The organism is Pontibacillus yanchengensis, from assembly GCF_009856295.1.
Classification (GTDB): Bacteria; Bacillota; Bacilli; order Bacillales; family BH030062; genus Pontibacillus; species Pontibacillus yanchengensis_A.
In genome coordinates this window covers 500,831-526,263 of record NZ_WMEU01000003.1, presented here as the reverse complement: position 1 = coordinate 526,263, position 25,433 = coordinate 500,831, and the positions used below count along the sequence as shown (strand labels likewise).

At 38.7% G+C, this 25,433-nt stretch carries 23 protein-coding genes; 14 read left to right on the top strand and 9 right to left on the bottom strand.

The genetic code is table 11. From position 1 onward, the window contains the following. The first annotated feature begins 24 nt into the window (after positions 1-24). From GLW08_RS12395 to glnA, 5 genes are all read left to right on the top strand, one after another. Positions 25-921, top strand: coding sequence for a vanadium-dependent haloperoxidase (locus GLW08_RS12395; protein ID WP_160848954.1), 897 nt, complete (start codon positions 25-27; stop codon positions 919-921). Positions 922-1,285: 364 nt separating this feature from the next. Beyond that, entirely contained in the window at positions 1,286-2,089 is an 804-nt protein-coding gene (locus tag GLW08_RS12390; protein WP_160848953.1) for an alpha/beta fold hydrolase, read from the top strand. A 29-nt stretch (positions 2,090-2,118) separates the two neighbouring features. Then, on the top strand, positions 2,119-3,177 hold the full coding sequence (locus GLW08_RS12385; RefSeq protein ID WP_160848952.1) for an SDR family oxidoreductase: 1,059 nt from the start codon (positions 2,119-2,121) through the stop codon (positions 3,175-3,177). A gap of 736 nt (positions 3,178-3,913) precedes the next feature. Beyond that, positions 3,914-4,564 carry a peroxiredoxin-like family protein gene (locus tag GLW08_RS12380; protein ID WP_160848951.1) on the top strand — a complete coding sequence of 217 codons (651 nt, stop codon included), beginning with the start codon at positions 3,914-3,916 and terminating at the stop codon, positions 4,562-4,564. 503 nt (positions 4,565-5,067) lie between these two features. After that, the gene (gene glnA, locus GLW08_RS12375; RefSeq protein WP_160848950.1) at positions 5,068-6,378 is read left to right on the top strand and encodes a type I glutamate--ammonia ligase; all 1,311 of its coding nucleotides are present in this window, start codon (positions 5,068-5,070) and stop codon (positions 6,376-6,378) included. A 132-nt stretch (positions 6,379-6,510) separates the two neighbouring features. On the opposite strand, the gene GLW08_RS12370 is transcribed toward glnA, so the two are convergent. Together GLW08_RS12370 and GLW08_RS12365 are read right to left on the bottom strand one after the other, a co-directional pair. Further along, positions 6,511-7,233, bottom strand: a complete 723-nt coding sequence (locus GLW08_RS12370) for a class I SAM-dependent DNA methyltransferase (RefSeq protein WP_160848949.1) — start codon at positions 7,231-7,233, stop codon at positions 6,511-6,513. Then, positions 7,223-7,687, bottom strand: a complete 465-nt coding sequence (locus tag GLW08_RS12365; RefSeq protein WP_160848948.1) for a GNAT family N-acetyltransferase — start codon at positions 7,685-7,687, stop codon at positions 7,223-7,225. Before GLW08_RS12365 ends, GLW08_RS12370 begins: the two co-directional genes overlap by 11 nt. A gap of 143 nt (positions 7,688-7,830) precedes the next feature. Between GLW08_RS12365 and GLW08_RS12360 the strand changes: the two genes are divergently transcribed. Next, positions 7,831-8,268: an SRPBCC family protein gene (locus GLW08_RS12360; protein ID WP_160848947.1), complete on the top strand. Its 438-nt coding sequence runs from the start codon at positions 7,831-7,833 to the stop codon at positions 8,266-8,268. Positions 8,269-9,208: 940 nt separating this feature from the next. Here GLW08_RS12360 and nhaC read toward each other — a convergent pair. Together nhaC and GLW08_RS12350 are read right to left on the bottom strand one after the other, a co-directional pair. Further along, positions 9,209-10,636: a Na+/H+ antiporter NhaC gene (nhaC, locus tag GLW08_RS12355; RefSeq protein ID WP_160848946.1), complete on the bottom strand. Its 1,428-nt coding sequence runs from the start codon at positions 10,634-10,636 to the stop codon at positions 9,209-9,211. A gap of 305 nt (positions 10,637-10,941) precedes the next feature. Then, complete coding sequence (locus tag GLW08_RS12350; protein WP_160848945.1) at positions 10,942-11,175, bottom strand: S-layer homology domain-containing protein; 234 nt, start codon at positions 11,173-11,175, stop codon at positions 10,942-10,944. 62 nt (positions 11,176-11,237) lie between these two features. Here GLW08_RS12350 and GLW08_RS12345 point away from each other — a divergent pair, with 62 nt between their 5' ends. Together GLW08_RS12345 and GLW08_RS12340 are read left to right on the top strand one after the other, a co-directional pair. Then, the gene (locus GLW08_RS12345; RefSeq protein WP_160848944.1) at positions 11,238-11,546 is read left to right on the top strand and encodes a hypothetical protein; all 309 of its coding nucleotides are present in this window, start codon (positions 11,238-11,240) and stop codon (positions 11,544-11,546) included. Positions 11,547-11,571: 25 nt separating this feature from the next. Then, positions 11,572-12,090: an MFS transporter gene (locus GLW08_RS12340; RefSeq protein ID WP_160848943.1), complete on the top strand. Its 519-nt coding sequence runs from the start codon at positions 11,572-11,574 to the stop codon at positions 12,088-12,090. 97 nt (positions 12,091-12,187) lie between these two features. On the opposite strand, the gene GLW08_RS12335 is transcribed toward GLW08_RS12340, so the two are convergent. The 4 genes from GLW08_RS12335 to GLW08_RS12320 all read right to left on the bottom strand — a co-directional run bounded on the left by GLW08_RS12335 (position 12,188) and on the right by GLW08_RS12320 (position 16,780). Next, positions 12,188-12,736, bottom strand: a complete 549-nt coding sequence (locus tag GLW08_RS12335; protein WP_160848942.1) for a thioredoxin family protein — start codon at positions 12,734-12,736, stop codon at positions 12,188-12,190. Between the two features lie 10 nt (positions 12,737-12,746). Further along, positions 12,747-13,379, bottom strand: coding sequence for an SDR family NAD(P)-dependent oxidoreductase (locus GLW08_RS12330; protein ID WP_337193935.1), 633 nt, complete (start codon positions 13,377-13,379; stop codon positions 12,747-12,749). Between the two features lie 177 nt (positions 13,380-13,556). Further along, on the bottom strand, positions 13,557-15,488 hold the full coding sequence (locus GLW08_RS12325; protein ID WP_160848941.1) for an endonuclease MutS2: 1,932 nt from the start codon (positions 15,486-15,488) through the stop codon (positions 13,557-13,559). 710 nt (positions 15,489-16,198) lie between these two features. Next, on the bottom strand, positions 16,199-16,780 hold the full coding sequence (locus GLW08_RS12320) for a YdcF family protein (protein ID WP_160848940.1): 582 nt from the start codon (positions 16,778-16,780) through the stop codon (positions 16,199-16,201). A gap of 217 nt (positions 16,781-16,997) precedes the next feature. Between GLW08_RS12320 and GLW08_RS12315 the strand changes: the two genes are divergently transcribed. Further along, the gene (locus GLW08_RS12315) at positions 16,998-18,374 is read left to right on the top strand and encodes a YjiH family protein (protein ID WP_160848939.1); all 1,377 of its coding nucleotides are present in this window, start codon (positions 16,998-17,000) and stop codon (positions 18,372-18,374) included. Positions 18,375-18,448: 74 nt separating this feature from the next. After that, the gene (locus tag GLW08_RS12310) at positions 18,449-19,765 is read left to right on the top strand and encodes an aspartate aminotransferase family protein (protein ID WP_160848938.1); all 1,317 of its coding nucleotides are present in this window, start codon (positions 18,449-18,451) and stop codon (positions 19,763-19,765) included. Between the two features lie 421 nt (positions 19,766-20,186). Here GLW08_RS12310 and GLW08_RS12305 read toward each other — a convergent pair whose 3' ends face one another. Further along, positions 20,187-20,816, bottom strand: coding sequence for an NUDIX hydrolase (locus tag GLW08_RS12305; RefSeq protein ID WP_237458419.1), 630 nt, complete (start codon positions 20,814-20,816; stop codon positions 20,187-20,189). A 91-nt stretch (positions 20,817-20,907) separates the two neighbouring features. On the opposite strand from GLW08_RS12305, the gene GLW08_RS12300 reads away from it, so the two are divergent. From GLW08_RS12300 to GLW08_RS12285, 4 genes are all read left to right on the top strand, one after another. Then, a complete protein-coding gene (locus tag GLW08_RS12300) occupies positions 20,908-21,153 on the top strand; it encodes a hypothetical protein (protein WP_160848936.1) in 246 nt (81 codons plus the stop codon). 227 nt (positions 21,154-21,380) lie between these two features. Continuing rightward, positions 21,381-22,337 (top strand): glycosyltransferase family 2 protein, encoded by a 957-nt coding sequence (locus GLW08_RS12295; protein WP_160848935.1) that lies wholly within the window; start codon positions 21,381-21,383, stop codon positions 22,335-22,337. Further along, the gene (locus GLW08_RS12290) at positions 22,306-22,692 is read left to right on the top strand and encodes a GtrA family protein (RefSeq protein ID WP_160848934.1); all 387 of its coding nucleotides are present in this window, start codon (positions 22,306-22,308) and stop codon (positions 22,690-22,692) included. The genes GLW08_RS12295 and GLW08_RS12290 overlap by 32 nt, the downstream gene beginning before the upstream one ends. A gap of 13 nt (positions 22,693-22,705) precedes the next feature. Next, on the top strand, positions 22,706-25,330 hold the full coding sequence (locus tag GLW08_RS12285; protein WP_160848933.1) for a YfhO family protein: 2,625 nt from the start codon (positions 22,706-22,708) through the stop codon (positions 25,328-25,330). Positions 25,331-25,433 lie beyond the last annotated feature (103 nt).

The following is a 25,433-nucleotide window of genomic DNA, read 5'->3' as shown; positions in this document are numbered from 1 at the left end:
TAAACTGTGGAAAAGGTGATAAAAATGGCCAAGAAATATGATTATGAGTTGTGGACAGAATTACCATATGCTGGCGAAGATCACCCACCTCGTAATCCAGAAACACCTTACTCTGGATCGTGGAGCACCTATTATATAGAGCATAACGAGGATGGTGGTTTCTCAACCCCAAGTGGTAAACCAATCCTATTAGATGTCCGTCATCCCAACACCATTAACTGGGATACTCAATTAAGCAAGGTAAAACGAACGTTAGCTCACCTAACACCAAGGGAAAAAGAAATCGCTTATTATTGGTCAAGAGGTCCTGCTACGAAACAGTGGACACCAATTGCAGACATCCTTATTGATACCTATGGTGTAGAGGCTCCGCGGGCTGGGAGAATTTTAGCCGCCTTACAAGCCGGAATCAATGATTCTTTTGTGGTAGCGTGGTATTTAAAATTTAAGTGGCTTGTGGCACGACCTAATCAATTGGATGATGATCTCGTTACAGTTATATGCACACCTAGACACCCTTCCTATCCATCGGGGCATGCTGCGGTGGCAGGCACTGCTGAAGTAATCCTAAGCTACTTCTTTCCTGCAGAAAAACGTCGTCTCCATGATCTGGCAGAAGAGTGCGCAAAATCAAGATTATATGCAGGGGTACACTTTCCAATCGATAATGATGAAGGATTAAAGCTAGGAAGACAAATTGGCCACATCGTTGTAAAGCAACTCCAGCAAGAATACAACTCAGAAGGTAATCCTGTGGACATTCATTATCGTGAGAACAGAAATGCCAAACTTCTTCCCCCACCTTATGAGCAAGCAATTCCTTATGATTTTAATACCTCCTGTGATTCATTAGTAGAGAATCAATCTACCTCTTATAAGAAACAGAACAACACCTCGCCTAAACCAAAATTATTTTTTTAATAAGAGCAGTCCCTCTTAGACTGCTCCTTCTTTATTATCTAGCGCACTATAGAAAGTTTGCTTTAGGATAACTTACGTAGCAGCATCGAAATGACCTATGTGATTAAGACCACAGCCCACACGTCACTAAACTTGCGCACTGAGCTTTTGTTCTTTGGAACAACATTATTTTGTACATAATCTAAATTGATTTACAATGGAACTGTATAAAAATTAGCAATATAAGTATGCAAACCCATTAACAGGGTATACGAAAGGTATATTTACTACAGAAAACGAATTTTATTGTAAAAACCCTTTCATTTGACAGCCTTTTATCGCTATAATAGGAAGAGTTATAGATACATCGAGAGGGGAACATGCATTGTTAGAATATATTTTTCATAACACTCGTCAACGAAACCGTGAAGATGTTGTATTATTACACGGAATCGGAGGTAGTTCACGGATTTTTCATAAGCAAGTTGATGCCTATATGAAGGAGTACAACGTTATATCTCTTCATTTGCCTGGGCATGGAACATCACCTAAGACGACGTCGTACAAAAACACATTCAACTTTACACTCGTTGCATCAGAAGTACACAAAACACTTCAACATATAAACATTAACCAGGCCCATTTCGTTGGTATTTCGTTAGGGTCCATCATTATTAATAAATTAATGAATCATTACCCATCTATAGTAAAGAGTGCAGTGATGGGTGGTAGTATTACGAGATTTTCACCATTATCAAAGTTACTACTAAATACAGGAAACCTTATAAAACATATCACTCCATATATTTGGTTATATCATCTATTCGCCTATATTATGATGCCAAAGTCAAACCATAAAGTATCAAGAACTATGTTTATTAAAGAAGCGAAGAAAATGAGAAGGGAAGATTTCCTACAATGGTATAAAAACTTCCTAGATTTTCATAATAAACCTGTACAATGTTTTGGAAAGAAAGCCAGAATTATACCCAAGCTCTACATCTCTGGCAAAGAAGATCATCTTTTCGTAAAGCTATTAAAGCGTGACCTTCGTGGTGTTAAGAATACAACACTAGAGATCATAAAAGACTGCGGACATGTCTGCAATATCGAAAAGAGTGAAGAATTTAACCGGCTCTCTTTAGCATTTTTGAATAAAAACAAAACTCTAACAGAAGACGCCTCTTAGATTGATTACTTCAGGGGAGTTGAACAAAAATGAATATTTTTTTAACAGGGTCAACAGGATTTTTAGGTAAAAAACTCATTAAAAATTTAGTAAAAAATCAACAACATTCTTTATACGTCCTGGTTCGCAATGTTGAAAAAGCTAATGATATGCTGGCTACATCTTTCTCACCTGAAGAACAAGAATGCATCGAAATCATCAAAGGAGATATCACTCTACCAAACTTTGGTTTTTCTGATGATCAAGTGGACAGGCTACAAGGGAATATTGACATCTTTTACCATCTAGCTGCTCTTGTGAAATTCGACACGGATTTACGGGACGAGCTGTTCAACATTAATTACGGTGGAACAAAACATGCCCTAGAATTAGCTACACACTTACAAGTTGAGAAGTTTTTCTATGTAAGTACAGCATATACAGTTGGGAAACGTGAAATTGGAATAGAATCCCTCTACCCAGAGGATAACCCAGCTCATAACCCTTACGAAGAAAGCAAAATTAAATCAGAACATCTCGCTCTTTCCTATCAAGGCAAAATGGATGTATCTATTTTCAGACCTTCGATTATCGTTGGAGATTCCAAAACAGGAGAGGCCGATTCTCACTTTACGTTATATGGATTTATGAGAGCGTTAGATTTATTCCGCAGGCGAGTAAAACGTTCCAAAGACGAAAATCAAACGTACCGCGTAATAGCCTCAAGTACAGGAACCTCAAACTTCGTCCCTGTAGATTATGTGGCTGACATTCTTAGCCATGGCGTAAAAAGCGCAGAGGGAAGTAAGATTTACCATATAACCAACCCAAATCCTCCTTCGAACCATGATATGCTACAAATCTTGAAGAAGGCTCTCAACTTCGAGGAACTAGAGATTGTGGAACAAGGTGAGGTTGATGAATTAACGGAAGACGAAAAACGCTTAAATCAAATGATTGGTGTTTTTGCAGTCTACCTAGGCCGAGCTATTAGATTTAACGATGCAAACACGCAAGAACTTATATCAAACTCTAACGTGGATCACCTACAACTTTCTCAACAAACGATGAATATGATCGTGAACGCTTATTTCACAGTGAATGAATAGACTATTTTTAAGATCAAAAAGGACTTCTACATGATTATCATGTAGAAGTCCTTTTTTCATTGGCTATACGAAGAATACAGCTGTTTAAAATAGGTAAGATAAGTTATTCAGCAATCGAGGCATAATCTTGAAGACTTGAAGTTGAGATAAATTTGGTGATCGCACAGAAAGAGCGACGTTTCCGTAGATTTAGTTAGAATAAAGGTGGTGGGACTATATATTTCATGCTTTGCAGAACAACCAAGGTATCTTTTAATAAAATGTGTTTTGTCACAAAAAGATATGTATTTGCCTAACGAAGAACATATATCATTTGTGTACACCCACAACAAATGGCGATGTTTCCGTTAAACCAAACGAATGCAAAGATGGGCCTGGAAATGGCGAGACTCCCGCGGAAAAACGGATGTGTCGAGACCCCACAGGGCCGCATTTTGGCCCGAGGAGACTCGACCGTTCGTCCGCAGGAAAGCGAGCTATTTCCAGGCCCATCTTTTCTCTAAATAATACAAGGAAACATTTCTCTTACCCAGATTATCTCGAATCCAAGTCTTCAAGATAATGGGGCGAAAAGGAAGACAACAGCCTTCTACATTACACATTTATAAACCCATTTTTCACAAGTCACTATAACCACATCTCTATACATGAGCGAATTTATTTTTGTGAAAATAACAACGTGATAGACTCATGGTGTAAAAGTATCACCCAAAAATTTGGAGAGGAGCATCTTAACATGACAACAATGAACCAACAATTTAAAGAATACATTGAGCAATTCAAACAAAAGGCTTCAGCTGACACTCAGGAAAAAATGAGTAAAGCTATAGAAGAATTGGAGAACTCCTCTGAAGGAAAAGGGCTACGAATTGGTGAGGAAGCACCTGATTTCACCTTACCTGATGCAAAAGGTGAATCTGTCAATCTATATGATGTCCTAGCAGAAGGGCCTGCAATTGTGACATTCTATCGTGGTGGATGGTGCCCATATTGCAACATGGAACTTAAAGCCTATCAAAACATTCTAGATGAGATTCATGCAGCTGGTGGAGAGTTAATCGCAATCAGCCCCCAAACGCCAGACGCATCCTTATCCACAAAAGAAAAAGATGACTTAGACTTCCACGTATTAAGTGATGAAGGAAATACAGTGGCTAACGACTTCCATCTTGTTTATCACTTACCTGATTATTTAGTGGATGTGTATAAAGAAAAAGGATTGAACGTCAATGAAAGCAATGGAGATGAATCATGGACTCTTCCCGTTTCAGCCACATATGTCATTCGTAAAGATGGCACCATTGCATATGAATACACAAAAGAAGACTATAAAGACCGCGCCGAACCCTCTGAAGTTTTAGAAGAATTAAAAAAAGTTAAAGCTTAACTAAAACACCAAGTATCAAGCTTCAACCTACACGATGGAAAAAGACAGATCTACCTAGAATCTGTCTTTTTTTTCAGGAAAATTTAATGCTTGTGGATAATTTAGATAAAGTGATATAACCACGTCCAGCTCCAGCGCCCAGCGACTAGTATGCTTCCCTCGCCTCCGTACGATAAGTTAACATCGAATCACTCATGTTTTGGTTTGCCTTTACCATTTACTCTAATCTATCACACACAAAATTCTTAAATTTTTTCATTCCACTTACCACCTTTTATTATGAATATACGAATACCTCTATTACGCCCTTTTTTCTGTTTTATTACTCTCACTTTTTTATAATATTTTTGTTTATTCAAAAAATTTTAGGGTATCTTTTTTTAAATAACGGGTTTGGTTTTATAACATTCTGTGTTAGAATTCTTAACATAAGAAATTGAAGTTATACATATCCATAAACGTTGGGTATAGAAATCTAAAACTTATTAAAGTGAGGAGTCCTTATGAATTACACAAAAGACGTCATTAAGCAGGAAGTAAAAGATCAACAGGTTGAATTTATTCTATTAGAATTCACAGACATGCTAGGGTACACAAAAAACGTTGAACTACCAATTGAAGAGATTGATAGTGTCCTAAACAACGAAGCCATGTTTGATAGTTCATCTATCTCTGGTTTTTCAGATATACAAGAAAGTGACATGTATCTAGTTCCAGACTTGAGCACTTTCAAAGTACTTCCAAATAAAGTTGACGACGATCAAACGGTTCGCTTTATCTGCGATATTTATAAGCCAGATGGCACTCCATTCGAAGGTGACCCTCGTTATATTCTTAAACGCGCTGTACAAGAAGCTGAAGACATGGGCTATACTGTAAATGTTGGTCCAGAACCTGAATTCTTCTTATTTAAGCTTAATGAAGAAGGCTATCCAGTTCGCCAAAGAAACGACAAAGGTGGATATTTTGACGCTTCTCCAAAAGACAAAGGTGACAAAGTTCGCCGCGATATCGTTCGAGTATTAAAAGACTTTGGATTTGATATGGAAGCAAACCACCACGAAGTAGCAGCTGGTCAGCACGAAATTAACTTCCGCTTTGATAGTTTGTTAAAAACAGCTGACAACATCCAAACATTCAAGAACGTGGTTAAAGACGTAGCAACAAACCATGACTATCACGCAACGTTCATGCCAAAACCAATTGCAGGTGCAAACGGATCTGGCATGCATTGTCACCTATCCTTATTCAAGGATGGAGACAGCGCGTTCTTTGATGAATCAGCAGAAGATGGAATTTCTACTACAATGAAACAGTTCATGGGTGGAATTTTATCTCATGCTAGTGGTATCGCAGCGATTTCTAACCCAAATGTTAACTCATATAAACGCTTAGTTCCTGGCTATGAGGCTCCAGTAAGTGTAGCTTGGTCTCACTCGAACCGTAGTTGTATGATTCGCGTTCCAACTACACGCGGTAAAGGAACTCGTTTCGAAGTTCGTAACCCTGACCCAACAGCGAACCCATATCTAACATTAGCTGTTCTAATTCATGCTGGTTTAGAAGGAATTCGCAAAGAAATGGATCCAGGCGAGGCTGAATACCGTAACCTATATGAAGTCTCAGACGACAGCGTTCCTACACTTCCTACAAACTTAAAAGAAGCAATCAATGCATTACGTAAGGATACTGTCTTAATGAACGCCCTAGGCGAGCATACATCTTGCGTATTCATTGAAGAAAAAGAGGAAGAATGGAGCGACTACTCTCTACAAGTAAGTCAATGGGAAATCGACCATTATATGAACCATTAATAATAAATGAACCTTAGCGCTAGCAAGTAATATTAACAAAGCATGGGATTTCGAATAGAAGTCCCATGCTTTTTTTATAGTTCATGTTAGTATAACTTACAAAGGTATGCAATGTTCGGCATAAATAAGCCTTTAGGTTTTCTTCACACAAGCAAACATCAAGAACAAAGGTATTCTCATTCTTCGTTCGTACTCTTCTTTGCTCGCAAAGTTTGATTGTTCAGGTGTACATTCTTTCAATTGACATACCTTGAACCCTGCTCCCATTAGTAGTGAAAAATACTCTTCTATTGTTCGATGATATTTTACGACCTCTTCTTGAATCCAGGGCTCTATTCTTTCCCCAGAATAAAAATAATCATCCACCCTCCAGTCCTGTTTGGATCCAGTTGCACTTGTAGAAGAAGATGTTAGTACTGGATGTTGAACACTAAAAATAAATTCCCCACCCTCTTTCAAGGAATGATAGATGTTGTGAAAGATAGGGTCCAAATGTTCTATGTAATGAAACGCTAACCTTGAAACAATTACATCATATGTATTTACGGGGTAGTCCCATTGCTCCATGGAAGAATGATAGATATGATAGTCAGTATCAGCTACGTTTTCTTTAGCTGCTTTCACCATATTATACGACCCTTCTACACCATCATAATGTGCACAATTGATTTCCTTAGCAAAACTCGCATCTCCACATCCAATATCCAACACACGCTTGTCTGATACATCCCCAATTAAATGTAACAACACCGGTTTCTCTATGATGTTATTCGGGCTATTTTCGCGATTTCTACGAGATAAAAATTGAGCAAAGAACTCATCATCGTCATAAGCAGTTGACCCTCTATATTCCATAAGATTCCTCCTTCTGTAGCTGTTTTACCAAATGATACCTGGATTGATCTACTTCCTCCAATTGATAACCTAGATTTTTATATAAGGTGATGGCGCCTTTCCACTCTTTATTGGTCTCAACTCTAAGGTAAACCATTTGTTCAGTCCTAGCTTTCTTTTCTAAGTAATTCATCATCTCTCTTGCAAAGCCCTTACCTCGAAATGACTGTAATACCGACACTCTTACCACCCTACCTGAATGATTCCCTTCTCTTCGTAATCCACCTGTGCATACCGTTAATCCATTATATTTCATGATATAGAGAAAATTGTCCTCAAAATCATAGAAAGCTAAAGGTTCATGAATATCAGGGTTCAACGTTTCATCTATATAACCAAAATGCTCAAACATGCCTTGTAAGATAATCTGCTTTGCCATATACTGCGTTAATTCCGTAATAGGAAATATAGCCATTTTTATAACCTGCCCCTCCCCCTCACCTATCCATTAGTACGTCTTGTTTTACAAAATATTATTCTTTTCTTACCATTAAGTAATAGTAGTAGTCATTTATATTCATAAAAATAAAGCATAACTTCTGGGAGGATCTAATCAACATGGGTAGTAACATCCATATTGAAAAACATTATAACCATTCTATGAAAAAGGTGTGGTTTGCACTAACCAATCGAGCTGCACTTGAAAAATGGTTCACGAAGCATAATTTACACTCAAACCTAGATGAATTAGAACCGGGTGATACATTCACTTTCATCTCAACACCAAAGCGTTCGTGGGACGGTATGATGCATTGTGAGGTCAAGGAAATTAACAGACCTTATAAACTTATTTATACGTTTGGTGGAGACGCTTTCAAAAAGAAACCAAGTGTCGTGACCTGGACACTCATTGAAGAAGAATCTGGCACGACATTAAAGCTTGATCACTCTGGCTTTGAAGGTCTACAAGGATTTTTTCTCCGCTTCCTTCTTCAATCAGGATGGAAAAAAGCCTTAAGTTCAGATGAGTTTATTGAAGCCATGACGATGTCTTAGATTGATTTTGATCGTTTTGTTTTCTGTCCTTTCATACTATCCTTAATTGTAATTGTAAATGTCTTCCTGTATTTTCACAAAACTTAAGTTATATAGTGCCGTTTATATTTCATTATCGCCCCATTATCTTGAAGACTTGGATTCGAGATATATTCAAAAGGTAATGGGTCCGATACTTGAAAAGTGGAAGGGGGTTACGGTGAAGCAACTCGCTTTCCTACGGGCGAGCTGGTGAGCCTTCTCAGTTGCTTTGCTCCCTCCGGGGTCTCACCAACCTCTTTCTCCCGCGGGAGTCTCGTAGTTCCCCTTCACCCCAACCTGGTAATGGCTATCGGACTCGCGGCCAAATGTTGTATGTCTGGGTAGATTATAAGGACAAATAAAACTTTATTTTTTACAAATAGCGAACTAATGTCCATTAGCTTTCTTGCCTCAGAATTTTTTGTTATGAACCAATTGTTATACTAGAACTTACTAGGGTGTAGACCGTCAGAAGATATTCAAATATCTCAACCTCTCTCTAAGTTCGCTATGTTTCCGTTGCTCCCAATACTAGCAAAGGTGGCCTGGAACAAGGAGACTCCCGCCGGAGAAAGAGGTAGGCAAGACCCCACAGAGCCCCGATTTTTGGGCTCGAGGAGGCTTGCCAGCTCGCCGGCAGGACGCGAGTTGTTCCACGGCCACCTTTATTCTAACTAAATCTACGGAAGCATCCCTCTTTCAGGATTACCAAATTTATCTCAATTTCAAGTCTTCAAGATTATGCCTCATTATTTTGAATAAGGGTACCACCATAATTAGTTGATTCAAAAATCAACATGAAACTTTAACAGAGCCAAATAAAAAAAGAGTACACAACATAGTTCGTTGTGTACTCTTTATCCGCTTAGACTTAATAATTACATGCTTATTAACTCGTAAGTCTTCTTAACTGAAAGAATCAACCTGAAGTGTCCATACCGTCGTTCGGAGCATGGTTCTTCTTATCCTGCATCTTTGTTTTGACAATGGAAAAACCAATCAATGCAAATATAATTGAAATAATAGGGGTGGCCAGGTTAAAGAAAGCATAAGGTACATAAGAGAGAGTCTCTACTCCTAAGGTACCAGCTACAAATATCCCACCTGTGTTCCACGGAACAAGTACGCTGGTAACAGTCCCTCCATCTTCTACAGCACGAGAGAGATTTTTACGATGTAATCCTTTCTCTGTGTAAGAATCTGCATACATGCGAGCTGGAATGATAATAGATATATATTGTTCGGCCATCAATACATTCGTACTAAATGATGTTAAAACTGTGGTTGGAATCAGAGCACGTCCTGAACGAACAAGGTCGACCATTCCATCCATCATACGTTTCAGTATTCCTGTACCTTCCAACACTCCTCCAAAGATCATCGCCACTATGGTTAGAGAGATGGTGTACATCATACTACTCAACCCACCTCTATTTAATAAATCGCTAATAAGCTGATTCTCCGTTTCTATTGTGTAACCATCATATAGAGAAATAACGGCTGTCCCTATTGCATCACCTTGTATAGCGATTTGGCATAAAAAACCCAAAATAACACCAATGCTGAGAGAAGGAAGAGCAGGTATTTTAAATAAAACTAAAACAATAACAGCCACAGGTACAAGTAATAACCAAGGTGAAATCAGAAAATGGTTTTGAAGACTTTCCATAATTCCTTCAATCTTCCCGTATTCGAAAGCGTTTACAGAGAATTGTCTCCCAAGTACCGCAAACACAATAAATGCAAATATATAAGCAGGTACTGTGGTATAAAGCATATGTTTAATGTGCTCAAATAAATTTACATTGGCTATTCCAGAAGCTAGGTTCGTTGTATCAGATAAAGGAGACATCTTGTCCCCCATATATGCACCTGAGATAATGGCTCCAGCAATCATTGGTTCTGGAATGCCCATGCTGATTCCAATCCCCATCCCGGCAACACCAATAGTAGCCATTGTAGACCATGAACTTCCAATGGATAAAGCTACAATAGTACATAATAGCATAATAGAAACCAAGAAAAAGCCCGGAGATATGAGCTTTAATCCATAATAGATTAAACTACCAACAACCCCTCCACCTATCCAAGATCCTATAATCAAACCTACTAAAATGAGAATGACAATTGCCGGTAATGATTTATGTATGCCTGTGTAATAGCTCTGCTCAATCTCATCCCACGAATAACCATAAATTAATGCTATAACAGATGCTGAAAAAGCTCCCAGTAATAGCGGGATGTGAGGAGCCCCTTCATATTTAATAATGGTGAATCCCATTCCAATGATCATAATAACCAAAGGTAATGTAGCCACTACTATGGGCATCTCTCTTTTTTTTGACATAACCTTTCCTCCTTATAACCTTTAGTAGATAAAGACCTATGTTCAAATATATCTGATAGATTCCTTCTATTCAATCAATTCTGAAAAATTAACTAAATCGAACTACATTTATAACTTTTCTTAGCTTTATCTATAAAAAATTTGCCGAGTGGCAAGCCTTTAGGCTCAGACAGAGGTTTGGTTGCACTTATACATACTACTTTCAAATTTCATTGACGTCGAACTACTTCACTTCTAAAAATGTTACTTTTTCAACGTGCTAAAAAATCCTGCTACTTTTATTAGTAGCAGGATTTTCTACACGTTTATTTTAATACATTCTTCAAACGATGTAATACCGCAGCTGCTTGATTTCGTTTGGCCACATCTTTTGGTGCGAACTGTCTGTTGCTATATCCTTTATAAAGACCCAGTGCGTGCCCTTTTAATACTTTGTCATGAGCCCAAACAAAGGCACCTGTATCTTTAAATACTTTCTCATCTGATACTGTTACTTTTTCATCTGATACAGATTCATATGCTCTAAGTCTACTGCTCATAGTTATATCCCATCAAATGAACTGTTACCTTTCCAAGAGATGAATAGCGAAAGCGGTAGATAATGACTGTAGCAGGTCTAGAAAGAGCTAAACAACGTGCTATTGAAGCACCTGAAACAGCATTTATGAATGACACTGAAAACCCAAAAGATTGGAACCATATTTCAGCGCAACTTGAAGTCAAAATATCAGAAGAAAAATTTAAAAAATGGGTTAGAAAATATCAGGATTTACTCGAGGAATTACAATATATGAATGAGGATTCTGAACATAGTAAATGGTTTTATGTATCAACATTTGGATTCAATATAGTTGAGCCTTACTTTAAATCTAATAAGAAAGCTGAAAATACTAATGATACGAAGGAGTAAAAAATTCTTTAAAGAGCTTGCAAAGTTGATATTGATATTACTTATTTCAAATCTCGCATTTCATATTTCAAGATTCATGGCAATGCCATTTATGGCTATCTATTTCAGTCAAAAGCTAGACTTAACTCCAGCAGAGGTCGGAGTCCTACTTGGTATTTCACCTTTAAGTTCATTAAAATTTAGTGTTCCAGGTGGTAGGCTTGGTGATAAAATAGGGGTTTATAAAATGTATCCCTTAGCTATGATAACACCTGCAATTAGCTTAATCGGAGTCGTCTTATCGGGAAATGTATGGGTTATAGGTTTTTTTGAAATTACAGCAGGGGTAGGCTGGACATTATTTAATTCTTCTAGTAACGCCATCTTGTCACTACACACTCCTGAACATCAAACAGAAAAGGTGTTCAGCTATAATTACTGGGTTGTAAACCTAAGTGGTGTTCTTGGCCCTTTAATTGGAGCCACAGTGGCGAGTGCTGGTTCTTCTGGACTTCCTATTATTCTTTTTGCTGCAATTTTACATAATGCCTCTTATATGGAATAAGATATCTCATAAAAAATTAGCACCACCCATAAACACAGCTTTACAAAAATTCCTCACAACAAAGCTCCCAGTAAACAAATACTGGGAGCTTTACTTATTATTTTAGCGTCGACTTAATACTATTATACACATGGGACCATAGTTCCTCGTTTTCCCGATACGCTTTCGTTAGAAATAAAATCATCTCTTTTTGCTTTTCCTCAAAAATAGGATTATCTTTGCTTGGTAGGTTTTCGCGTCCGTTGTCTACGAGTTGTTGTAACTCTGGAGCACGAGGGCCCCAAACAGCAACTTCCTCCCCTTTTTCATTGATAAAGATAAAAATGGGAATGGCACGAGAGGAACCATTTGTTAGGTATTGGTCCATCAATTCCAAATTCTCATCTCTATTGAGTAATCGTACATCCATATTCGTCTGCTCGGAAATTTTTAATAGAATAGGAATGTTTAACATCGCATCCCCACACCAATCTTCCGTGAGAACAACTACTCGAAGATTCTGCTCTTTTACCTTGTCAAAGAAACGTTGATCTTCTGGTAACGTAAAATGATTATATACGTGCATCAAGTTATCTTGGTTCTTCGTCATGGAACTTACGTATTCCTGTGGTGTCATACCTTTATCGAACCATTCGTTCAAACTCATTCCGTTCACCTCATTCGTCTAGTAAGTCGTTTACATGGTACACTTGTCCGTTCTCTAATGATTGTTTAAATAAAAGTTTTCGTAGAGCCTGAGCAACTACATTCGTGTCACGCAGCATTCCCTTTTCCTTTAATTCTTTAAACTTGTCTACATCAGCGAAGGCGTCTTCAGAAGAAGAACGAATATCTTCCTGCATATCTGTATCCATTACACCCGGACTAAACGCAATGGAAGTATGAAGACCATTTCGTTGTTCCTGTTCACTTGCAGCTGTTTCTGTGAAGTAGTTCAATCCTGCTTTTGTACTACCATACACACTCCAGCCATACACAGACCTGTTGGCAGCACCAGACGTAATGTTCACGATTGTTACAGGAGTCTCACTCACTTTATTATAGAAAAGATTCGTAATGAGCATAGGGGCAATGAGATTAACATGCACATGTTGAACAACTTTTCCTGATTCTAAAGCACCTACATGATCAATCGGTTCTACAACTCCTGCATTATTCACAACGTAAATACCTTCAGGTTGATTATCGCGTATATGGTTTATGATGAGTGTGAATACACGCTCTAGATCTTCAACCGATGATAAATCACAAGCATAATGTGTATAGGAAACCTCATTTTTCTTGGCTATTTCCTTTGTGCAACAGAAGCCCCTAATCCTTTTGAGACACCAGTTACTACCGCATATTTCATGTTATCCCTCCATACATTTCGCTAATCTTCCTATAATGAACGTATCATACCTATTTTATGATACCTAATAAAAGAGCCTATAATGAGGGTACCCCTCTTCTAGGCTCTTCATGCTTCAATCTTCTTCTTCTAACGTTACCCCTTCTACATGCTTACGATCTAATTGTTTCCGTACTTTTCGATATTCTTTAGATTTGAAGATGATATCAAAATCATAATCATCTGGATATAAATCTCTAGCAGGTATATGCAATTGGATGCGCTTGTGGTTTAGTGTTTGTTTTTCTCCTTTAATTTGAACAAGATAATTTCCCTTTTTATCTGGTCCTTTATAGACAATGCCAGTCTCACCTGTAGCTAGAACCGTAACGTTATCTCCCATATCATAGTGAGGGATGCGATCCTCCAGTTTTGCTTTTTCTTTGGTTGATGATTGTCTTGCATATCGATTCACCGCAACTTGTTTTGCCAAATCACTTTGCTTTGTATCTGTATCTGCTGATGAATAAGATGCATCTTCTTTATACGATATGGAATGAGCCTTTTCAATAATCGCAGGGTGCATCCCTAGTTTCAAAGCAATTTGGAAAGCCTGACTTTTTCCCGTCGTATCTAACAACAATCGGTACGTTGGGCGTAAGGTTTCTAAATCAAACTCCATCGAACCATTGAGAAAGCCTTCTTTTTCCTCTGCAAAATCCTTCATTTCATTATAGTGCGTGGTCGCAAAAATCGTTGAACCCTTTTGATACAGTTGGTCTAATATGGCTGTCGCAAGCCCCATACCTTCTGTAGGATCTGTTCCAGAACCTAATTCATCTAGTAAGACTAAACTATGGTCATTCGCTTCCTGCAGTATATGAATGATATTCACCAGTCTAGAGCTAAACGTACTCAGGTTCTCTGTAATACTTTGACCATCTCCAATGTCGACAAAAATATCATGAAATAAATGGAGAGAGCTTCCCTTTTCTGCGGGAATATGCAATCCCACCTGCGTCATAAACGTTAACAGCCCAATCGTTTTTAATGTAACAGTTTTACCTCCCGTATTCGGTCCTGTAATGACTAGTGCATATTGGTCAGATCCTAGATACACGGTCAATGGGACAGCTTGATCACCAAGGAGTGGATGTCGAGCTTCTTTCAGGTCAATTGTATAGTCTTCATTTATAGTGGCAGGCGCAGCGTTTAGTTGCTTACTATAATGAGCCTTAGCAAAAATGACATCATATTGATGCATCGTTTCAACAGCCACACTCAGCTCATGCTCTCGCTCTAATACAAGTGCAGTTAAATAATAAAGCACCTGCTCCACCTCTCGCTCTTCGGCTAAGCGAAGCATTTCTAATTCTTCCTGCATAGTTGTAATCTCTTCTGGTTCAATGAAAACCGTAGCTCCTGAAGCAGACGAGTCAATGACAGTTCCTTTCACTTTCGTTCGGTAGCTTGATTTAATAGGAACGACAAAGCGACCATTTTTCTCAGCTACAACGGTTTCCTGCAAATAGGTGGATAGCTTTTTAGACTTGGCGAGATGATGGATTTTGTCTTTTAACTTGGTTAGCTGCGCGTGAATTTGTTTGCGTAGTTTAGCTAGCTCCTTCGATGCATAATCATCTACCTGCCCGTGCCGAATACAACTTTGAATATCAGCTTCCAAGTCACTCAGATCTTCAATTGAATCTGCATAGGTAGCAATCGTCGGAGCAATATATCCTTTATCCTTCATAAATCGCTTTAATTTGGAGCAATGGTCAAGAAATGATACTAGCTTCTTGAATTGATCCGGTCTAATAAACATCCCCTTCTTGCCATACTCCAACATTCCTGTTACATCATCCAAACTATGAATTGGGACACTTGAACTTATATCTAATATTTGTACCGCTTCACTAACCTCTTCTAACCAACGATCAATTTGTTTTGTATGAAGAGACGGCTCAAGCGATATTATCGTTTCTTTTCCTTTACTCGTTAATGCATAGTGGGCAACTTCATTTAATACCCAATCGCATTCTAATGCCTGAAATGCATATTGATTCAATTTCAGTTCCTCCTATTTTATACATATCATTTTATAAACTCACCGCACGGCAAGCCTTGGGGCAGACAAAAGCCTAGTTACTTTATTTAATAAAAAAAGAACAAAAGCGCAAGCGCCCTGCTAGCGACGTACAAACTGGACGGCTCCGTATGAGATAAAGGAAACACGAAGAGCGCTAGCGATTCGATGTTGACTTATCGTAAGGAGGAGCAGGAATTTTGCTAGTCGCTGGGCGCTGGAGCTGGACGTGGCCACTTCTTTTTTTAGTTATACACAAGCATTGAATTTTATAATTTCCTAGTGTATGAAATAAAAAAGCTGCAATGAATGTGATCATTGCAGCTTAGCCTAGGCGATTCATTATTCAATCGCTTGGTTGGTACGCGACTCTAGTTATGAATAAGGCGGGATAGATATCCACCCTTATTTCTACCAGAAGACAAAAAACGCTATGACACATATGCCATAGCGTTTCAGTAACCCAATTTGCTTTGCTATGATTCATTGTTCTTAACTACTCAAAAAAGTGTATAACAAACCCAGCTTACCTTGCAGTAAGCTTTTGCACTTTCTTGAGACCGTATTAAATTACGTGTTAGTTAAGAACAATAACCTTCATAAAACATACTCCTTGGATTGAGAGTTGATTGAATAATGATTTGTCTTTATTTCTGTTTTTATCATACTGTATTGCTTCCACAATTGTCAATTCAACGTATAAAGGAAGCTGCCTCGTACCCTAAATAAAACGCCCATTCTCTAAGGAAAAAAGGCACCTTCGTTTCGAGGCTTTTATACTTTGAAGTCTTTGTAGGGGAAGCGATTGCGTCCATATTTAGATTATGGGCCATTGCTAAAGCTCGTTTGGTATGAAAAGGATCACTAACGATTGTATATGAGTCTATTTTTGATGTATCCCCTTTTGACTTTGCGTTTTTTAAATTTTCCTCTGTGATTGTGGAGGATGTTTCAATCACAATATCACTTTCAGGAACCCCATGCTCTATGGCATACATTTTGGCAACTTCCGCCTCTGCATAGGCTGCTCCTGAACCTTTCCCACCTGTGAAAACGAGCTTATCAACATAATCGTCTTTATACAACTTCAATCCATGTTTAATCCGCTCTTCAAATACAGGGGAAGGGTCATCATGATAGGCTGCTGCCCCAAGGACAATAGCCGCATCGGTATGTTCCGGAGGATAGTTCGTGGAATACGTCCACATCGAATAGCCAGAATACAGAACGTAAGCGAACATAGCTAGCAATAGAAAACCAAATATTTTTTTCATTTCTATCCACCTTCTACCTTCCTATACAGTTCCTCTATCAAAACGTATCACAAGATAAAGAATGAAAACAACTATTTACGGTTATCCACTGCTCCATTAACTATATTTTACATAAGTAATAGATTCATCATTTTATTTAAAACTTCCATTGCATAAAAAATCATAATCATGTATATTTATCAACAACAGTAATTAGACGTACAGGAGGTTTATACAAATGAATGAAGAAACAATAGCCCACCATTCCTCACCAAAGAAATCCATAGTAGAATCAGGTCACTTAAAATTTCTAATCCCTTCCATTATTGGGATTCTACTATTCTTAGTCCCTCTCCCTTTTCAAGGAAAAATTACAATAGGAGTAGGGATATTAGCTGAATCTGTTCAAGGACTACTATCTAGTCAACTACCAGCGATTATGACAACATTGATTCTTGTTTCTTCCATTCTAGCTTTAGTGCAAGTAACGATGAAGCCTGCTTGGATGGACAAACCAATCCTCCAGCAACTTTTCTCGATCTCTCCATTGTGGACGAGCTTGCGTTTACTAGGAGCGTTATTGGCCATTTTGACCCTTTTCCAGTTAGGACCGGAATGGATTTGGTCTCAGGCAAGTGGAGGTACCGTTTTATATTCCTTAATCCCTGTACTTACGACATGGTTTTTGTTCGCAGCTCTGTTAATGCCATTCTTAATGGAATTTGGTTTGATGGAATTCGTAGGAACACTATTACGTAAAATTATGAAGCCACTATTCACTCTACCAGGCCGTTCTTCTATCGATGCCACTGCATCATGGATGGGAGCAGGACCTGTAGGTGTTTTAATTACGACACAACAATATGAACAAGGTTACTATGACAAACGGGAAGCATCTGTCATTGCGTCGAACTTCTCGATTAACTCTATTGCATTCAGTCTTGTTGTTATTAGCTTTATTGGACTTGAGCACTTATTCGTTCCATTCTATTTTTCCATTACGATAGCTGTTATCGTGGCAGCAATTATCATGCCTCGTATTCCACCACTATCTTTAAAGAAAAAGACGTATCATGAACCAGTTGGGAAGCAAATCTCTGAAGATGTGCCAGAAGGCAAGTCCATTATGAAATGGGGCACGGAACTTGCTGTATCAAAAGCAAACTCCGTTAACAGCTTGGGCTATGTATTTAAAAAAGGATTTACGAACGTATTAGACATTTGGTTCGGCTTATTGCCTATTGTGATGGCACTCGGTACAGTAGCACTGATTCTAGCTGAATTCACGCCAATTTTCACATGGTTGTCTGCTCCTATCGTTCCCGTGCTACAATGGATGAACATCCCTGAAGCCAGTGCAGCAGCACCAGCTATGATTGTAGGTTTTGCAGACATGTTCCTACCAGCCGTTATCGGGAAAAATATCGAGAGTGAATTAACTCGTTTCATCATCGCTGGCGTATCGATTACACAACTGATTTATATGTCTGAAATAGGCGTCCTTTTATTAAAATCCAAAATCCCAATCAAATTCTGGGAACTTGTCGTTATATTTATCCAACGTACGATTATTACACTACCAATCATTACACTAATGGCACATTGGCTTTTATAATGAACAAAAGCGCAAGGCGCGCATTTAGACGTGGCTAAAAGAAGAAGTACTATTACCCGCAAGGAGGACTAGAAATGGAGTGGCAACATCTATATAACAACATGAGCGATTTTCTCGCTCCAACTATGGCAAAAGACTTTCCTAACTTACCTGTAGAAAAAGAAGAAGGCTGCTACTATTACGGAACGGATGGTAAACAATACCTTGATTTTAGTTCCGGGATTGCGGTAACAAACGTCGGGCATCGTCACCCGAAAGTCGTGGATGCAGTCAAAAAAGGAGCAGACGAATTGTTGCATGGTCCTTCTGGTGTCATTATGTATGAATCGATACTGCAATATGCAAATGATCTTGCTGAAGTACTTCCTGGTGACTTGGATTGTTTCTTCTTCGGTAATAGTGGTACCGAGGCTGTTGAAGGAGCTATTAAATTAGCAAAACATGTGAAGGAACGTCCTTATGTCATTTCCTTTACCGGTGGTTTCCATGGTCGTACGATGGGAGCACTTGGTGTTAGTACTTCGAAGAGTAAATATCGTAAGTTTATGCAACCGAATGGATTAACGTACCAGCTACCTTATGCAGATGTGAAAGGTTGTCCAGAGGGTGAGGATGTTGGCGAATATTGTGTGAAACAACTCGAGAAAGACGTCGAGAATTTATTCGAGCATCAAGTTACACCTGATGAAGTCTCTTGCATGATACTGGAACCCATTTTAGGCGAAGGTGGATATATCATCCCTCCGAAAGAATGGCTTCAAAAAATACGTGAAATCTGTGATGAATATGGTATTCTATTAATCTTTGACGAAGTACAAACAGGCTTTGGACGTACTGGTGAATGGTTTGCTTCCCAAGCACTTGGCGTTGAACCAGACATTATGGCGATCGCCAAAGCCATGGCATCCGGTCTTCCACTAGGTGCAACCGTTGCATCTAAAGAATTAATGCAGCAATGGCCACTTGGATCTCATGCGACAACGTTTGGCGGAAACCCATTAGCATGTCGAGCAGCCGAAGCTACCCTTGAGGTATTAAAAGAAGAGAACCTTCCTCAAAACGCAAAGGAAGTGGGAGCATATGCTACCGAACGCCTTCATGAGCTAAAAGAAAAACACGAATCCATCGGTGATATCCGCTCCATAGGATTATTGATTGGAATCGAAGTCGTCGATCCTGTAACCAAACAAGCAGATGGCGATGGGTTAATGAATATACTGGAACTAGCTTTAGAAAAAGGAGCACTGTTCTACTTCTGCGGCAACAAAACAGAAGTCATCCGCATGATTCCACCACTCTCCATTACAAAAGAACAAATAGAAGAAGGCATTACGAAGCTAGATGAAGCTTTAACCTTGCATGAAGAAGGATTGAAGAGTAATCAAGTGTAATGGAAGAACAAAAGCGCCCGGTTAGCCACGTAAATGCTGCGGCCTACACGATGTAGGTTCGTTCGATTCCGTAGGAGATAAAGGCAACACGAAAACATGCGTGATTCGATGTTAACTTATCGTACGAGGCGAGGGAAGCATACTAGTCGCTGGGCGCTGGAGCTGGACGTGGCCACTTCACTTTATCAAAGTTATCCACAAACTTAACCCATTTATAGTTTCCTAGACGATTAGAAAAGCGAACCCTTTAGTGGGTTCGCTTTTTTGCTTGAATGAATTGCAAGATATGGGTGAGTTTCCCCTCGATATGCGTAGCTTCCAGTGGGATATGCGTGAGTTCTACCTCGATATGGCACTGGTCCTCTCTCTTTACAATCCAGTTCTACCTAAAATCCAGGAACCACATCAACGCCGATCCCCCCTACTTCCACTTTTCCTCCAAACAATCGTACATATCCTGAATAATCTCTTGATAATACTCCTTACTATGTGGAACGAAGGCGTCTCGTCCAACACTCTCGTCTAATTCTTCCGCTTTGCCCTCTTCGTCTACTACAAACCCTGTAATCTTGATTTGGTCGACCTTTTCTTCCCATAACTGATTAAATTCACTCAATTCTACTTTTATCATACCTGATACTTCTTCTTGTTGTAGGGTGAAGTCGTGAATATCTTTTTCACAAAAATAGATAAATACATGAGCAAATTCTCGATCGACAAAGTTCCCGAGAGTTACTGGGTCGATTTTGATTCCTCCTGAGTACAACTCATCAAAAGAAACGTACAAGCCTAGTTCCTCCTCCACTTCTCGCACACCGTCCTGAAGTGTTTCGTGTGAAAGTAAATGGCCTGCTGCTGTAATATCGAATAAGTTTGGAAAATCTTGTTTTGTTGAACTTCTTTTTTGTAAATAGACATAAGGCTTCCCATCTTCGACACTTACAAACCAGCACTGAAAAGTTTCGTGCCACAGGCCTTTTTGGTGGACTTCTTCTCTAGATGCAACACCAGTTTCTTGTCTATGCTCATTAAATACTTTTAACGTTTCCATATTCATCTCCCTTAGAAGCAACCTATTTTTTTCAATATTTCCTTATATCTATTATAATGAAAACAAATCCATCTGTAAGGAGGTAACTACTATGTATCCGATTCTATATGGCATTATTATTGTCATCTCCATTGCTTCGCTAATAGGCACTCTTTATGTAGGAAAAGTTGTAAATAAGACTTCTGACAAATATGCCAAAGAAGGTGACAAAGGGGAATCAAATCTAACATCTCAAACAAATGTAAAACATAATTCAAGTATTCAAATGTTATCGATCATTTATATCATTTTTTTCATCCTAACGATTATCTTTATTGCTTTTCTTCTCATCTTATAGATTCCCCATGACGTTATGATAAGGTCCATAGCACTAGACTCTAGCATCTATTACCTAACCAGTGTCGAACCAATTTATGAAGGAAGTCCTTTTTCCGATAATCTATGATTAAAGAATAGTAGATTCGGGAAGGATGTAGAGGTAAAATAGAATGAAGAAACTTTTTTACCATTTTTATACAACACATTCCTGTTTCATAAACTGGAGATAATCTGGAGGTATAGAGTATGGATGGATCGTTAATTTCCTTAATCCTCCCCTCATATAACGAAGAAGAAAATATAGAACTGATTTATGACTCAATTCATAAGGATATGTCCCACCTTGACTATGATTATGAGCTCATTTTCATTGATGATGGTAGTGCCGATAAAACCCTAACATCTATTCAGCAGCTAGCAGCTACCTACCCTCGAGTAAAATATATATCGTTTACTCGTAATTTTGGGAAAGAAGCAGCATTACTAGCAGGGCTACAAAAAGCTAATGGTGATGCTATTATTATTTTGGATGCAGATCTTCAACATCCGAGCCACCTTATCCCTGAGATGATTCAGGGGTTTGAAGAAGGATATGATCAAGTTATCGCTCGCCGCAATCGAAATGGTGAGTCAAGAATACGAAAAGGCCTCACTACGATGTTCTACAAAATCATCAATATGTTAGTTGATGTAACCTTGCAGAATGGCGTGGGAGATTTTCGTCTACTCAGCAGAAACGTTGTGAATGATGTCTTGAAATTAAGTGAGGCCAACCGCTTCTCAAAAGGTCTATTTTCCTGGGTTGGGTATGAGGAAAAAATTATTAATTATGAAAATGTGTGTCGCCAGGCCGGAGACTCGAAATGGTCCTTTTCGAATCTCTTGAACTATGCCATTGACGGTGTCGTCTCCTTTAATACGAAGCCGCTTCGCCTTTGCTTATATACAGGGTTACTCATATTGCTATTGTCATTAGGTTATATAACTGTCATGTTCATTGAAGTTATACGTACTGGCATCGATGTCCCTGGTTATTTTAGTACCATTTCAGCGATTCTTTTCCTAGGAGGAGTACAGCTCGTAAGCCTTGGTGTGATTGGAGAATATATAGGTCGCATCTACAATGAAGTAAAACAACGCCCACACTATCTTATAAAGGAAACGAATATACATGATGCAAATGATCAGATCTCTCAATACTGAATTAACGCGCTTTATTATTGTAGGAGGAATGAATACCGTCAATTATTATATTGTCTTCTTATTCCTCCACAACATTCTACACCTTCATTATATGGTGTCACACATTACTGGATTTCTCATAAGTTTTGTTATTTCCTTTTTTCTGAATACATATTTCACTTATAAAGTAAAACCAACCCTTTCCAAATTTCTAAAGTTTCCATTGACGCAAGTGGTGAATGTCTCCACCTCTTCCTTACTAGTATTTATTTTTGTAGATGGCTTCGGTTGGAATAGTAATATAGCCCCAATCGTAGCTGTTTTTTTCACAGTACCCATTACCTTTATCGTTACAAGTAAAATATTAAAGCAATAAATGGTGGTCTCTAATGAACAAACGTAAACTCTTATCCCTTCTATTTTTTAGTCTGGTTATTGCCACGCTTTCTCATCTGTTTTTCTTACAACAATGGATGGAAGGCAGTTATATGGCTGGACCTAATGATGGATTGAATCAAATGCTCCCCTTTAAACAATTGATCTATGAAAACTATACAAGTGGCAACTTCTTTTACTCACTTGAGTTTGGGTTTGGTGGAGGTTTTTTCGGTCAGCTCGGCTATTATTTTTCAACGAACCTCTTTTTTATACTTACAATCATAGTTGTGTACTTGCTTGAGGTTCTTCATATCATTGACTCACCAGATGTATTGTTTTGGGCTCAAGCTACCATATTCACTAGCATTATTCGAATGTCTCTCGTCATCATAGCAACGACTATGGTATTTCGTTATTTCTCTATCAGGACGATCCCAGCTTTTATAGGAGCATCTCTTTATGGAGCTAGTGTCATTTATTTTCGACACGTCACCTACTGGGAGTTTTTTGCTGATGCCTTTCTGTTTGTACCGTTACTTGTATTTGGTATAGAAAAAATCATCCGCGAACAAAAGCCAGGCTGGTTTATTATTGCGATTGCCGCCATCATTTTCAACAACTTTTATTTTGCCTTTATTAATCTGTTATTTGTCGGCATATACATACTGATTCGCTGGTTCATTCCGTTACAAAAGAAGGAAACTTCTAAGCTTCAACAAATAAAGCAATTTGGCATATCAGGGTTACTTGGTTTCGGAATCGGTTCGATAGCGTTTGTACCGACCATCTATGCTTACTTTCAAAATTACCGGCCGGCTTTTAATCAAGAACGACCTCCTATCGACTTTTCTGATAATATGTTGCTCGATAGTCGTACGTTTTTGCTATCTACTGTTGTCGTGCTATTCCTGTTCGTATTCTCCTTGTATAAGCATCATCTGTTTCGATTTTTTGCTGCCTTAACGTTATTGTTTATTCTTTTTCATTTCAGTCCGTTTATGGGTAGTGTCTTTAATGGATTCTCCGCTCCAAGGCATCGATTTGAATACCTCGGCTTTTTTGTGGCTGGAGGTATGGTAGCTGCTGGAATACAGCTGAAAGATTACATAAAGAGAAGACACATCCTCATTTCGATTCTATTAGCAGTGCTAGCTTATGGAGCATTTGCCCTGCTTGATCAAAGCTATGCCATCCGAACAATATTTGATCAATACATGTTGGTTCAAACGATTATCGTTATAGGAGCTTTTGTTTTCATCAGTGCCTACAAACGAAAAATATGGCTTTCAGCATGTGTCATCGTCTTACTAGCTAATGCAGGTATGATGAATACGTATCAGTTTGACAAGCTTTATAAAGGTGGAGAAGTAGAAAAAACAACCAAAGAATACATTTTGAGTGGTGGTTATCATTCCTCAGAACAGCAAAAATTAATTAATCGCATCCAACAACAGGACAAGTCCTTTTTCCGTATCGATTGGAAAGGGACGGATGATCGAAACAATGTACCTATCATTCAAGATTTCAATGGAACCAGTGTCTATTCTAGTATTTTAAATCGAAATGTTTTGTTCTGGTATTATGAGAAACTTGAGATAGATATGAAACAAGAAAGTATCAGCCGCTATTCGGGATTTGGCAATCGCGCCAATTTGTATAGCCTACTACGCGGTAAATACATCATCACTCAAAAAGAGCCAGACCGGAACATTCCATACGGATTCAAACCATATATGGAGAGCGAAAACTATCAGGTCTATCGTAATACGAACACCCTACCTTTCGCTCGTACGTCTAGTCAGATATATAATGAAGAGTCGATGGAAGATCGCTCCATGGTTGAAAGAGAGCACGCAATGCTTAAAGGAATCATTTTGCCTAACGTTCAGACAGACCACCCTACTCTGACAGCATTACCCAACCTAATGGATCAAGCTGAAGTAGAAGCAGTCGGGGGTACGTATGAAAATGGTCAGTTACATATTACCTCCGAAACAGGTGGAATTAACATCAATTTATCCTCCTTACCAAAAGAAGCGAATGATCTATACGTTTCGTTTCATCTAAAAAATAACGTGAAAGAGGCGCCATGGTTTCCACTTCACGTGAACGATTTCCGAACGTCGAGAAAATCTCGTGAATCGTTTTATCGAACTGGGAAAAATGATATAACCATTCGCGTACCAAAAAATCAACAAATGGCGATTCGTGTCCCTGAAGGTAGTTACACGCTTAACGATCTAGAACTATATCATCAAGATTACTCCGTATTAGACCAGGCAGCACAACAAAGAAATGGTCAGCCACAGAAAGTCTCAGTGAACGGAAATGACATTACCATTCAGTTGAACAATGAGCAGAACGACCAGTTCTTGACTATTCCAGTCCCCTATGAGAAAGGCTGGCACGTTAAGGTGAATGGAGAAACGAAAGATATACGCAGGGCAAATTATGCCTTTTTAGGTGTGGAGCTAGAAAAGGGTGAAAATACAATCTCCTTTACGTATTACCCACCTTATTTCAAGTTTCTTGTTATTACATTTCTACTGTCACTATTCCTATCAATCGGATGGATGATACAAAAGCGCAAGCGCCCGGTTAGCGACGTACTAACTGGACGGCTCCGTATGAGATAAAGGAAACACGAAGAGCGCAAGCGATTCGATGTTGACTTATCGTAAGGAGGGGCAGGAAGTTTGCTAGTCGCTGGGCGCTGGAGCTGGACGTGACAAAAGCGCA

Bases quoted from the DNA above. Each gene is read 5' to 3' on its own strand.
- GLW08_RS12395 (WP_160848954.1), top strand. From the start codon at position 25: ATGGCCAAGAAATATGATTATGAGTTGTGGACAGAATTACCATATGCT.
- GLW08_RS12385 (WP_160848952.1), top strand. From the start codon at position 2,119: ATGAATATTTTTTTAACAGGGTCAACAGGATTTTTAGGTAAAAAACTC.
- GLW08_RS12380 (WP_160848951.1), top strand. From the start codon at position 3,914: ATGACAACAATGAACCAACAATTTAAAGAATACATTGAGCAATTCAAA.
- glnA (WP_160848950.1), top strand. From the start codon at position 5,068: ATGAATTACACAAAAGACGTCATTAAGCAGGAAGTAAAAGATCAACAG.
- GLW08_RS12370 (WP_160848949.1), bottom strand. From the start codon at position 7,233: ATGGAATATAGAGGGTCAACTGCTTATGACGATGATGAGTTCTTTGCT.
- GLW08_RS12365 (WP_160848948.1), bottom strand. From the start codon at position 7,687: ATGGCTATATTTCCTATTACGGAATTAACGCAGTATATGGCAAAGCAG.
- GLW08_RS12360 (WP_160848947.1), top strand. From the start codon at position 7,831: ATGGGTAGTAACATCCATATTGAAAAACATTATAACCATTCTATGAAA.
- nhaC (WP_160848946.1), bottom strand. From the start codon at position 10,636: ATGTCAAAAAAAAGAGAGATGCCCATAGTAGTGGCTACATTACCTTTG.
- GLW08_RS12350 (WP_160848945.1), bottom strand. From the start codon at position 11,175: ATGAGCAGTAGACTTAGAGCATATGAATCTGTATCAGATGAAAAAGTA.
- GLW08_RS12345 (WP_160848944.1), top strand. From the start codon at position 11,238: ATGACTGTAGCAGGTCTAGAAAGAGCTAAACAACGTGCTATTGAAGCA.
- GLW08_RS12335 (WP_160848942.1), bottom strand. From the start codon at position 12,736: ATGAGTTTGAACGAATGGTTCGATAAAGGTATGACACCACAGGAATAC.
- GLW08_RS12320 (WP_160848940.1), bottom strand. From the start codon at position 16,780: ATGAAAAAAATATTTGGTTTTCTATTGCTAGCTATGTTCGCTTACGTT.
- GLW08_RS12315 (WP_160848939.1), top strand. From the start codon at position 16,998: ATGAATGAAGAAACAATAGCCCACCATTCCTCACCAAAGAAATCCATA.
- GLW08_RS12310 (WP_160848938.1), top strand. From the start codon at position 18,449: ATGGAGTGGCAACATCTATATAACAACATGAGCGATTTTCTCGCTCCA.
- GLW08_RS12305 (WP_237458419.1), bottom strand. From the start codon at position 20,816: ATGGAAACGTTAAAAGTATTTAATGAGCATAGACAAGAAACTGGTGTT.
- GLW08_RS12300 (WP_160848936.1), top strand. From the start codon at position 20,908: ATGTATCCGATTCTATATGGCATTATTATTGTCATCTCCATTGCTTCG.
- GLW08_RS12295 (WP_160848935.1), top strand. From the start codon at position 21,381: ATGGATGGATCGTTAATTTCCTTAATCCTCCCCTCATATAACGAAGAA.
- GLW08_RS12290 (WP_160848934.1), top strand. From the start codon at position 22,306: ATGATGCAAATGATCAGATCTCTCAATACTGAATTAACGCGCTTTATT.
- GLW08_RS12285 (WP_160848933.1), top strand. From the start codon at position 22,706: ATGAACAAACGTAAACTCTTATCCCTTCTATTTTTTAGTCTGGTTATT.